General features: G+C 34.6%; 10 protein-coding genes. All 10 read right to left on the reverse strand.

Translation table 11 applies throughout. The features are described from left to right. Positions 1–274 precede the first annotated feature (274 nt). The 10 genes from JC605_RS08665 to JC605_RS08710 all read right to left on the reverse strand — a co-directional run bounded on the left by JC605_RS08665 (position 275) and on the right by JC605_RS08710 (position 11,775). A complete protein-coding gene (locus tag JC605_RS08665; protein WP_198855792.1) occupies positions 275–4,423 on the reverse strand; it encodes an Ig-like domain-containing protein in 4,149 nt (1,382 codons plus the stop codon). 24 nt (positions 4,424–4,447) lie between these two features. Then, the gene (locus JC605_RS08670; protein WP_198855793.1) at positions 4,448–4,747 is read right to left on the reverse strand and encodes a hypothetical protein; all 300 of its coding nucleotides are present in this window, start codon (positions 4,745–4,747) and stop codon (positions 4,448–4,450) included. A gap of 22 nt (positions 4,748–4,769) precedes the next feature. Continuing rightward, positions 4,770–5,273, reverse strand: coding sequence for a GNAT family N-acetyltransferase (locus JC605_RS08675; RefSeq protein ID WP_233074061.1), 504 nt, complete (start codon positions 5,271–5,273; stop codon positions 4,770–4,772). Between the two features lie 5 nt (positions 5,274–5,278). Then, a complete protein-coding gene (locus tag JC605_RS08680; RefSeq protein WP_198855794.1) occupies positions 5,279–5,794 on the reverse strand; it encodes a phage tail protein in 516 nt (171 codons plus the stop codon). Positions 5,795–5,846: 52 nt separating this feature from the next. Further along, positions 5,847–6,368 (reverse strand): phage tail protein, encoded by a 522-nt coding sequence (locus tag JC605_RS08685; RefSeq protein ID WP_233074062.1) that lies wholly within the window; start codon positions 6,366–6,368, stop codon positions 5,847–5,849. Positions 6,369–6,392: 24 nt separating this feature from the next. Then, positions 6,393–6,902 (reverse strand): phage tail protein, encoded by a 510-nt coding sequence (locus JC605_RS08690; protein ID WP_198855795.1) that lies wholly within the window; start codon positions 6,900–6,902, stop codon positions 6,393–6,395. A 38-nt stretch (positions 6,903–6,940) separates the two neighbouring features. Beyond that, positions 6,941–7,633: a hypothetical protein gene (locus tag JC605_RS08695; RefSeq protein WP_343587680.1), complete on the reverse strand. Its 693-nt coding sequence runs from the start codon at positions 7,631–7,633 to the stop codon at positions 6,941–6,943. A gap of 218 nt (positions 7,634–7,851) precedes the next feature. Beyond that, a complete protein-coding gene (locus JC605_RS08700; protein ID WP_233074064.1) occupies positions 7,852–9,138 on the reverse strand; it encodes a glycosyl hydrolase family 8 in 1,287 nt (428 codons plus the stop codon). A gap of 50 nt (positions 9,139–9,188) precedes the next feature. After that, positions 9,189–10,151 (reverse strand): glycoside hydrolase family 43 protein, encoded by a 963-nt coding sequence (locus tag JC605_RS08705; RefSeq protein ID WP_198855796.1) that lies wholly within the window; start codon positions 10,149–10,151, stop codon positions 9,189–9,191. Between the two features lie 130 nt (positions 10,152–10,281). Beyond that, positions 10,282–11,775 (reverse strand): RagB/SusD family nutrient uptake outer membrane protein, encoded by a 1,494-nt coding sequence (locus JC605_RS08710; RefSeq protein WP_198855797.1) that lies wholly within the window; start codon positions 11,773–11,775, stop codon positions 10,282–10,284. Between the last annotated feature and the right edge of the window lie 9 nt (positions 11,776–11,784).

Consider the following 11,784-nt stretch of genomic DNA (forward strand, 5'->3'; position numbering starts at 1 on the left):
TGATAACTTCTCTGCCATAAAGAACTAAAGCAAATTATACAGTATTGTCTTGCATAAGTTTCATGGCAGAATCATGGTGCATTGCATGCTATTTATTTTTTGAACATTGACTCTGTTGCTGAACTAGGAATCTAAAACTAACTGGCATGAAGCTTAAATAAAAAACAGCCCGAAGGCTGTTTTAATTTTTATGCTATATTAATTACTATAAAACTCTAATTTTCCGAAAATGTTAGATGCAATAATTAACCGTCGATAAATCTGACAAATTACCTTATTTTTTCAAAATAAATTTCTGAGCTTTAAATGAACCGTTATCTATTTTTTTAATTAAATAAATACCATCTTCAAGATTTTCTAAGTGAATTGTATTTAGAATATCTGTTTTTAGATTTACTGATTTTATAATTTTTCCAGAGGTATCTATTATAATATAATTTCCATCATATTTGGTAACAACATTTAAAATTCCTTTACTTGGAACAGGGTACATTTTAAAGTCGGATACTTTGAAATCGTCTAGTCCCAAAGTACTTACATTAATACAATCAGAAACAATTGTACATCCTGCAACAGTAATTTCAACTTTATAATCTCCAGCGACTGTTGCTTTAAATGATTGGTTAGTTTCATTTGTTAGCAGTGTGTTTGGACACTTATACCATTGATAAGCTGCTCCAGAATAATCAGATGTTAATATTCCAGAATTTAAGGTTACTGTTCTCAGAATTGCGGAAGAATTGCTAATGGTTAATGCTAAAGTCTTGGTGTCACATCCAGAAGAATAGGTGTAATTTCCAGAAGAGGTATAAGTAGTACCATTTACTGGCCACGTATAGCTATCGCAAGCGCTTTCAGTTTGTGTAGAACTTGTAGAACTAGTGATTGTTAATGCTAAAGTCTTGGTGTCGCATCCTATTTTATGAGTATAAGTTCCAGATGTTGTATAATTAGTGCCATTTACCGGCCAAGTGTAAGAATCACATCTAGAAATAGTTTCGGTTGGAGATGAAGTTGAGGGGGTGATTGTTAAGTCTAGAGTTTTAGTATCACATCCGACAACTGTAGTATACGTTCCAGTAGCGGTATAAGTTGTTCCATTTGCACTCCATGTGTAAGAATCACATGCAGTTATCGTTTCAGGTGTAGAAGTTGTAGATGGAGTAATAGTCAAATTAAGAGTTTTAGTATCACATCCACTCACAATTGTGTATGTTCCAGAAGCAGTATAAGTTGTTCCATTTGCACTCCATGTATAAGAATCACATGCATTTACCGTTTCAGGTGTAGAAGTTGTAGATGGAGTTCCTGTTACAGTTTTTACCAGAACTCTATCGCTTGCACAATAAGCTGTTTCGCAAGCAACACAATAAGTAGTATTATTTTCTGTAGGTGTTGCAGAAACTGAATTTCCTGTTGCAAAACTTGTTCCGCCAGTCATTGCGTTATACCAGGTAGCAGTTGTACCAAGTGGACAAGAAGCGTTTAAAGTAACAGCAGTACTTCCTAAACAAGGAATATTTTGTGTGTCTTCAGTAACTGTTGCACTTTCTGGTTTAATTGATGTCGTTGTAATATTAGAATTTACAGTTGCAAAATTAGAACCACTAACGGTTGCCTGATTTGTAACAGAACAGGTATTTTGCGGTAATGTGCCCGCAGCGTTAATTGTCGCACTAAAAGTAATTACAGTGCTTTTTCCTGCAGATAAAGCAAATGGTCCGCCAGTAAGCGTTTGATTAACCACTTTTATTGTGGCAGTTTTAGCTGATACTGAATTATTAGTTGTATTACTATTCACGGATTCTGTTGTAGGAGCAGCTGTTTCTTCTTGTGCTGCTTCTTTCTGCGTAGCCATTCTTGAAGCACTTCCATTGTCAGGAATAGTGACAGTTCCTGAAGTTATAACTCCAGTACCTCCTTCATCCACCCCTACTCCTGTTGGAGTGCTAGTATTATTGCTATTCCAGAAAGTTGTCAATGCGGCGCTTCTGTCTCCGCTTCCTGAAACATAGGGTGGACTGCCCTGCAAAATTACCGAACAATTTGGCCCCTGAGAGAACACATCAAAATTTCCTTTTACCAATCCGCTAGCGGAGTTAACTATATTACCAGTAACCTTTGCAGCACTAACCATTGTACTAGAAGCATTATCAGCATTGGCAACTACTCCAATATGAGTGTAAGCATTATTTACAACACTAATGTTATTATTAGTAATAGAAGCATCAATTCTTCCCACACTTAATACAGCATTATCATTTGCTTCAGAGAAAATACCGTAATTAGCGGCATTAGTAATTATATTATTAGCTATTTCGGTAATATGTTTGGCATTTCCATAAGCGGCAACACTAATACCATTACTAGAAGAAGTTGAGCCTCCACCATCAATAGTATTATTATTTATACGCCCTTTTATAGTTCCCGAGCCTTGATTTCCAACACTGCATGCAGAAAGACCATTATAACTTGATTTTAAAGTGTTATTTAGAATATTGTAGCTCACAGTTGCTGTACCGCCTACTTGCAAAGATAAACCATTGCTTCCAGGACTTACAGTTGCTGCATTTATAGTATTAGCATCTGTGGATGCATTATCTCCTCCAATTTGAACTGTATTTACAGAAGATCCGCTAAAATTCAGAGCTAAACCAGTAGTTTTTGAATTAGAAAAATCATTCTTTTTAAAAACTAATGTATTGTTTGTTGTTCCTTTAGCTTGAAAAATAAAATTACTGTCTCCGTTTGATTTATTAAAAGAGTTTTTAAATTGACAACCGGTTACTGTCAAATTAAGTGCAGGATTTTGAGAAAGTTGTCCATTAAATCCAAAAAAGCCTCTTCCCCAAGAATCATTAACATTTGTGTTTGTTATCGAACATGTCCCTTTTAAATTTAACGCAAATATTCCTCCAACACTTACATTTCCTCCATTTGCACTTCCACAGCCTGTAATTGTACTATTAGCTAATACTAAATTATTAACATCATTCAAATTTATTCCAACAGAGTTTGTAGTACCAATGATAACAATATTATCTAAACTAACACCTCCAGAGATGGTTTTAAAATGCAGTGCACCATAAGAATTAGTGTTATCATCTTCAGGATCTCTAATTACAGTAGTAGAATTATTTGCATTAGTAAAATTCATGTTTTTAAGCGTAACATTGGCACACGATATAAACTCAACACCTCTTAAAGCTATATTTTGTATTGTCCCTCCAGATCCTGCAATAGGTCCTGTTCCAGTAACCTGAAAACTTCCTTGTGAACCACTTACTGAAATTCCTTTAGAGACTCCACTAGCAGAAATACTGGTAAAAATACAATCTAAAGTACCACCGCTGGTAATATTAACGGCCTGTGCATTTGTTGTACTAATAGTTGTATTCCTAACTTTTAAAGCTCCAATAGATGAACCAGATAAAGTACCTGTTAACGCAACAGCTTGAATATCATTATTTGCTTTTAAATTGACACCGGCAATAGTAGGATTTGTTCCGCCAGTAGATGGTAAAACGTTACTATAAGTTGGCACGGAAAGACTTAATATAGAAGCCAGACTTGCACTTGCCCCTTGTCCAATTACTTTTTGATTATCATTTAAAGTCAAAAGTCCAGTAACTGTACCTGAGTAAATAAAAATAGGATATGCAGCACTTCCTGTAATAGCATTTAAAGTTTGGTAAGGTGTAGCTAAAGTTCCGTTTCCTGCTGTTGCAGCCGCACTATTAACAAAGATAATAGGAGTTGTTACCGCAATATTTACTGTTGCAGTTGCAGTTTTACCATTAGCTGATGTTAAAGTGTAGGTAAAACTATCAGATCCGGAATATCCTGCGTTTGGATTATAAGTAAAAGAACCGTTTGCATTCAGAATTACAGATCCGTTTGTTGCTCCTGTCAATAAAGAAACTGATAAAACAGTTCCATCAGGGCTAAAATCATTTGCTAAAACACCGCCTGCCGCATCTACATCTATTCCAACATTTCCGATACAGGAATAAGAATTATTGTTTGCTATTGGTGTTGCTTTAAAAGAGTTTGGAACTAAGGTTAGATTAGAATCTAAAATATCTTCGAAATTCATTCCTAAAGCATCTTCCGCACCTGTATTTGTTATCGTTACAGTAAAATCAAGCTGAGAACCAGGCTGAGCATTTCCACCTCCATTTACCGCTACAGTATTTGTTACGGTAACTGTAGCAGCTACAGCTGGCACGGTTGTTTTATCTGTTTTTATTTCAACTTTTTTAACTTTACTTTCTTTTTTCTGATCTATAAAAGTTTTTTCAGCTTTTACAAAACTTTCAACTATAGGAGCAACAAAATTTTTCCTAATAATAGTGTTGTATTTCATTCCAAAACTTAGAAATCCAACTAGTATTATTACAACTAAGAGTTTGTTATTTTTCATTTTTTTTGCTTTTAATTAGCCTAATTAAGAAAATACCGCTTCATATTTCATTCCCACTTCATCAAACCCAAGTGGTGTAAGAAATAATTCTAAATTGCCTTCTTCAGGGTGTATAATATTAAAAATACCCTGTTCGTAATATTCGTCTTTTTGCTGAGTTCGAAAAACTAGAGAAAATGGAGTTCTTTGTAACGGAGAGTAACTATCGAATTCAGTTACAGAAATTAACTCCGCATCATGCTGAATTTCTTCTGAAAATTTAATAACAAATACTCTATTAAGCATAGAATTAAACTTATTTGCAGAGAGTAAAGATATATCCATATAATTTTGTTAATCGTTAAAATCAGTTATTAGAATTCCATTCCATTAAATGGTAAACACCATTTGTTTCACTTATTTTTTTAAATCCTAATCGTTTATATAAATTCATTGCTGGGTTAAAAGCCTCAACATGTATCGAGACATTTAAATTATTGCTGCCTGCTTTTTTAAGGATTTCATTTAAAATGGAGCTGCCAATATTTTTATTTCTCCATTCAGGCAATATTGTAATATCTATAATTCTCACAGGTTCATTTTCAGAAAGGAAATCAATATATAATCTTCCAACCGGAACTTTTTCTTTTTCAATTATATAAAATTTTGCATCTAAAAAATTCTTCTGATAATATTCATGTTGGACAGAAAATTGCTGATCAATAAAAAGTCTTTTCTGTTCATCATTCCAATTAGTTCCTTTATCTAGTTCTTCTTGACGAGTACTGCCATATATTTCCCGAAGAAGAGTTTTATCACTTTTCTGAATCTCTCGAAAACTAATATCTTTTATTTCTAAATTCAAATCCATTTAAATTAACTTCTTGGTGGAAAAATTCCCTGAAGCGCAATACAAAAATTCATTGTCAAATAAGGCATCATATTATTGTGTGGCAAACCCGAGCCAGCTATAGCTACGGAGTTTAAGCTCATATTGGTATTTGTTCCCGTCTGGCCATAAATTCGTATAGGATTTCCACGGCCTAAACTATTATTAGTCGGAGATGTTGACTGTGAGTTTGAAGTTGCAGCCATCAATGAATGATTGTGAGATGGAATTTCAGACTCAAGCAAACTAACATTTTCACTTCCGCCTGTTTCCCCTAAATCGTGTAAAGATAATCCTGGACCTTGTCCTGGATGCATAGGAACACTCCCTTGTAAATTCGGGAGAGCAAAAGTGCTTTTCCCGTCACCTCCATATGTAGTTCCCAGCAAAGAAAAAAGCGATGTATTTTGAGATATAGGCAATAATTGCCCATTGCACATGGCCCAACCTTTTGGTGCAAAATTGAAGGGAAAAAGGCGTATCTCGGCAACAAATTGATCCATAGATATATTGTTTTTTATTTTTATTTAAAAAGTATTGAAAATTTTAAAATTTCTATGTTTGACTAGGAAATATTCCATACAACGAAAGAATAAAATTAACGCACAAATAAGGCTGAAAATTAGTGTGAGGCTGACTTCCTCCTGCACTTGTAACCGATGATGCATTTAAATCTGATGTTGGTACAGCACTAGAAAACATTTTACTTCCTGGAGGATTAGTGCTAAATAGCGCATTAGACGGACTTGCAGTATCTGCCAAATCTGTAGTCGCTATTAAATTATGCGTGTGAGCAGGAATTTGATTAATGGTTAACGTAATATTTTCTGCCCCACCTGTTTCTGCCAATGTATAGTTTGTACCGCTAGAGGATGTGCCGAAATGGATAGGAACTCTTCCGCGTAAATCTGGTAGAGCAAAAGTACTTTGGCCATCACCTCCATAAGTAGTGCCAATTAATTGAAATAATGTATCATACTCAGAAATAGGAAGAATCTGTCCTTCACAGAACATCCATCCTGCAGGAGCAAAGTTTCCTCCAAACATTCTGATTTCCCCAACGAAAGGTTGTGCCATATCTTTACTTTTTACAATTAATAATTAATTTTGAGAAGGAAAAATACCTTGTAAAGAAATACAAAAATTCAAGGTAAGGAATGGTTGCATGTTTAAATGAGGCTGACTTCCGCCGATACTTTTAAGAGAACCAGAGTTCATCGAAGTAAAATTTTGACTTTGACCACTATAAACTAAATTAGGGGCAGTATTAGCCAATGAATTTAAAGAGCCAGGTACATTGGTACTTACCGAATCTGTTTTCGCCTGCAATATATGAGTGTGCTGAGGCAGTTCTGATACACTTACAGTATGTGCTTCTTCTCCACCTTGGTCTCCTATTGTATGCCCATTTCCAAAATGAATAGGAATTCTTCCTTTTAAATTTGGTAAAGCAAATGTCGTTTGTCCATTGCCTCCATACATTGTTCCTAGTAGAGAAAACAAAGCTTGATTTTGGTTTATAGGCAAAAACTGCCCATTACATAAAGTCCAGCCTTTTGGAGCAAAGTTAAAAGACATGATACGTATTTCTCCTAAATAAGGTGTTGCCATAATATTGACTATTTGTAAGTTTTACGAAGTAAAATATATTAGACCAAAAAAGAATCTGAAGCAAAACTATGCTTAGAAATTATTTCCTTTTGATATACGATAGAATTGCCTTCTTTTATCATAATTTTTGTCACGGTTTGTTCTGGGGATAAATTAGTTTGCAGAGAAACGCTTCCTTTTCTTGTATAAAAGCCATAAGGATCTAATTTCTGTACTGGAGCAGGAAATAAATAATGAGATAAATTAACATCGTTACGATATATATTTAAGTCTTTCATAGCTACAGTAATAGCTTCTAAATCAAATCCCGATAAAGGTCTTAGAGATTTCCAGTTACCATTTGAATCTTTTCCAAAGCATAGCAAAACATTATCTACTTTTCCAGTAGCCTCAGTTTGAAGATGCATGGGAAACATTTTTAACAGACCGTCCGAAGAACCGAAACAATAATTTCCTGAAGCAGCGTATCCCGTCTTCTCCCATTTTAAAATAGATTTTTTATAGCAATCTGCTAGAGATTGATCTAAAAGGAAAGCATCAAAAAAAGTTATTTTTGAGAATTTGGCTAGAATATTTTCTTCATCATTTTCTGAAATCGAAAAATTTTCCAGAGTGCTCTGAGCTGCTAGAGAGCCACAAAAAAGAGTTGTTACACCAACAAATCCAACATTTTTTATAAAATTTCTTCGTGCTAAATTGATCATAATCCTCTGCTTTTCTGTTAAATTCACAGTAAAAGTAATAAAAGGAAATATGAAATGGTAATTTTTTGTTAAAGAACACAATAAAAACCGTATAAGTACGTTAAATAACTCTTTTTTTAAAGAAAACACTTATACGGAAAAAATATGCAAAGATAAAGTGTAGAGTTAAAAAGGAAGTCCAACAAATCCTGATAAAATCAATAAGCTTACAATTCTTAGCTGTTTCATATTTTTTGTTTTAAAAGTTATTTTACTTCTGGAACAATAATTTGATATTTTCCGCTAAGATGCATTAGACTAAAAAGATACATTAGCCCATCATAATACGGATCAAAATAACCGTCTTCATAAGGTTCGAGCTTTGCATTCCAAACCGCATGAACAAAATCTAAACTTTCTTTATCCTGATTGACCAATGATGCTGTTGCTGAAGTAGCCACTAGACCAATAGAATGTCTTAGTTTTTTAACAGGGCCAGCCTGAAGGATAAAGTCAGGAGTCGAACCATCCAAATTAAATTGATCTTCGAACTTGTCTAATCCTTTAGATCTAAGAAAATTTTGAAATCGCTTCGAATAGTCTTCCTGCCATTCTTTATCTTTTCGGTACCAAGTGTAATCCATAGCAATATTCATAGGGACACGCCAAGAATCATAACGGAATCCAGGAGGCATCCAAGGTGTCGGATGTGGTTCTCCGTTAAATTCGGTATAATCTGAATTTAGCCCCGTAACAGGATGGCAGGCCTTATGTAAAAAGTTACGTGACACATCGGCACATTCCTTATAGAACTGTTCATGTCCGTCTTTAGCATAGCATGCCCATATTTCATAAAAGGCTGGAACATGATAAGAAGGATCTGTCCAATTGTAACCGCCTCCTTCTGGCACAAAAGAAATTTGCTTATGTTCTGTATTAATAATATTATGCACATTGCCTGTTCCGTCTTTTTTCCACATGGCATCTAGTATTCTTCTGGCTTCTTTGTAGTAGTTTATTCCTGTATCATTACCCCATTTATTAGAAGCGAAAAGCAAGCTCGTTATATAATATAGTTCTCCATCTGAAGCAGAACCTAGAGAATTTTGTTTTTTAGTCTCTGGATTTACGCTCCATGCAAAATATCCTTCTCTAGGTCCATCTTGATGTTGCATGTATTTTACAGACCATCTCCATAAACGATCAAAAACCTCTTTCTTGTTAAGCTGAACGGCAACCATCATACCATAAGACATCCCCTCGGTACGGGCATCTTTATTTTTAACGTCAGAAACATATCCCAAAGAATCACCTTCTTCAAAGTACACTTTATTTGGACCTTCGAATATATCAAAATAAGCTTTGGCTAATTTCTTGTCTATTTCGTCTTGACTGTAGCCTGCTTCCTTAAAGAGATTTCTATACTGAGGCCTTTCAGATTCTGTTTTAGCTGCTTTCTTCTTATTCTGCCCTAGTCCCGATAATGGCAGTGTCAGTACAAAGATCATCACAAATGCAGAAATTTTAATGTTTAATTTTTTATATTCCATCATGTTTATCTTTTTAAATAGTATTTCTTCATATGAAAAAATAAAATGAGATTTTATTTTACAGAACTTACGCCATCTGTAGTTTGTACAATTTTTTGAATGGTTCCGTCTTTATTATAATGCATATAGTCTACGCAGATTGAACGTCTGTAACTGCCTCCTGTTGGCAAACTTCCATTGTGGTAAAAAAAGTACGACTTTCCTTTATAGTCAATAATTCCGGGATGTGTGGTAAAACTATTTGGTACATTTTCCTGAATAATTCCCTGATACTTCCATGGTCCAGTTATACTTTTTGCTGTACAATACTCTATCATTTCGGGTTTTGTTCCTTCACTGGCGTACACTAAATAATAAAGTCCTTTTCTTTTATAGACCCATGGACCTTCAATATAATTTTTAGGCTTAAAAGTGGTAATTTCACCATCTACCTCTATCATGTTCTTCTTAAGCTTTACCCATTTGCAACTTCCATTTCCCCAAAACATATAGGCTTGTCCATCATCATCTATAAATACTGTTGGGTCAATATCATCCCAACCATACTTCATATCTGTTGTCATTTCATTTATAATAAGTGCTTTTCCTATTGCATCTTCAAAAGGCCCCGTTGGACTATTTGAGACTGCCACTCCTATTGCAGCACCGCCTTGGCTTACTTCATTTTTTTTATGAAATGTCGAAACAAACCAATAAAACTTTCCATCTCTCTCGATGCATTGAGCAGCATAAGCATCGCCGGTTGCCCATGAAAATGCGCTTGGCGAAAGCAGCGCTCCGTGATCTTTCCAGTCCTTCATATTTGTTGTCGAAAACACATGCCAGTCAGCCATTTTATAATTGGTATCATCCTGAGTTGCTACATCGTGTCCTGTATATAAATACAAGATTCCTCTATGTACAAGAGGAGCTGGATCTGCTGTAAAGATGTTTCTAATAATAGGATTTTGTGCTTCTATGTTTACTGTAAAAAAACAAGAAATGGTCACAAATAAAATTTTACTTATATTTTTCATTTTTTAATTCTATTAATTCAAAATACAATTTGACTTTTTCTTCAATACTATTTCTTTAAACAATAAACAGCGCATTTACTGCGCTGTTTATAAAAACTAACTTAACTTAAACTAACCAAAATTTAAAGCCTTAATAACCAGGATTATTATCGCTAGGCTTTATTTTAGGATTAGACGAGGTTTCTCTGTTTGGTATTGGCCATAATTCGCTTTTACCAGCAGTAAAACCTGTTCCTTGCAATACAGTACTCGCTATACCCCATCTTATAATATCATCAAAACGAGATTGCTCTCCGGCAAATTCTACTTGACGTTCGTGAACAATTGCAGCAAAAACGGCATCTTTTGATGCTGTAATATTTGTTGTTAAATTTGCTCTATCACGAACTTCTTTAATGTATGCTATGGCCGCTGTTTGTGAGCCGCCATCTCTTTGGTTTTCACATTCTGCTTTCATAAGCAATACATCTGCATAACGCATTACTTTAAAGTTAATGCTTGAACGTGTTGCCTCATCTTCTCTATCGTAATAGTTTTGATATTTTTTCCAACCCGCTCTTCTAATACCAGCAGAGGTTGTAAAATCACTTGCCACCATTACCTTAGTTCCCTTTAAATAAGATGATCCTGGTACATAAAAAGTATCTCCAAAGCGGTTATCGCCTACTTCATAAGAATCTAAAAGATCATCTGAAGGATAAACATTGTACCAGCTAAGATTACCATATTCTTGACCTCTTAGTGTTGATTCCTCAAAACCAGTTCCTTGGCTATCACCAGCAGCACCCCATTGATCACCAGTTCCATTTTTTTCATCAAACTCAATTTCAAAAATAGATTCTCTACCATGTTCAGTTTCTTCCATAAAGTTGTTGTAAAAACTCCCTTTATCTTCAAGACTGTAACTTGTAACATTATTAAGCGCAGCTAAAGCTTCATTATATTTTTTCTGATATAACAATACTTTACCCAATTGAGCATAAGCGGCTTCTTTATTGGCTCTTCCTGCCGCTTCTGATGTTTTTGGCAAAAGGTTTTGTGACGCAAATACAAGATCTTCCTCAATCAGAGCGTATACCTCTGCTTTAGGGCTTCTTGCGTTTCCGATAATAGTACCAGTTTTATAAATTGGCAAATCGCCAAAACGTTTCACTAAAAGGAAGTAATAGTATGCTCTTAAAAAATGAGCTTCACCTAGATATTTGTTCTTTTTTTCCTGAGATAAAACAGCATTTGGAAGGGCATTAATTTTAGCTTCATTGTCTAACACGAAATTTGCTCTTGAAATTCCGATATAACAAGATTCCCAATAATATTGAATAATATCGTTTCCTGCATTAAAAGAAAAATCCTGAAAAGGTTTCTTATTACCTTCTAACTGAGGATTTCCTAAAGCATCATGTCCCATAAGATCCATGGCAAAGAAAAGATTTCTTCCATAAAGCCCTCTTGTCTGAAGATTTGCATATGAAGCATTTACCGCAGACTGCACCTGTGCTTCTGTTTTAAAGAAAGTTTCAGGCGATAAAGTATTGGGATTACTCAATTCTAATTCGCTACTGTCACATGAAGTCATTGTTAAAGCTCCAGACAGTACTATAAGTATATATTTAATTTTTTTCATCGTCTTTAA

Origin of the sequence: Flavobacterium sp. IB48, assembly GCF_016405855.1 — a bacterium.
GTDB lineage: Bacteria > Bacteroidota > Bacteroidia > Flavobacteriales > Flavobacteriaceae > Flavobacterium > Flavobacterium ginsengisoli.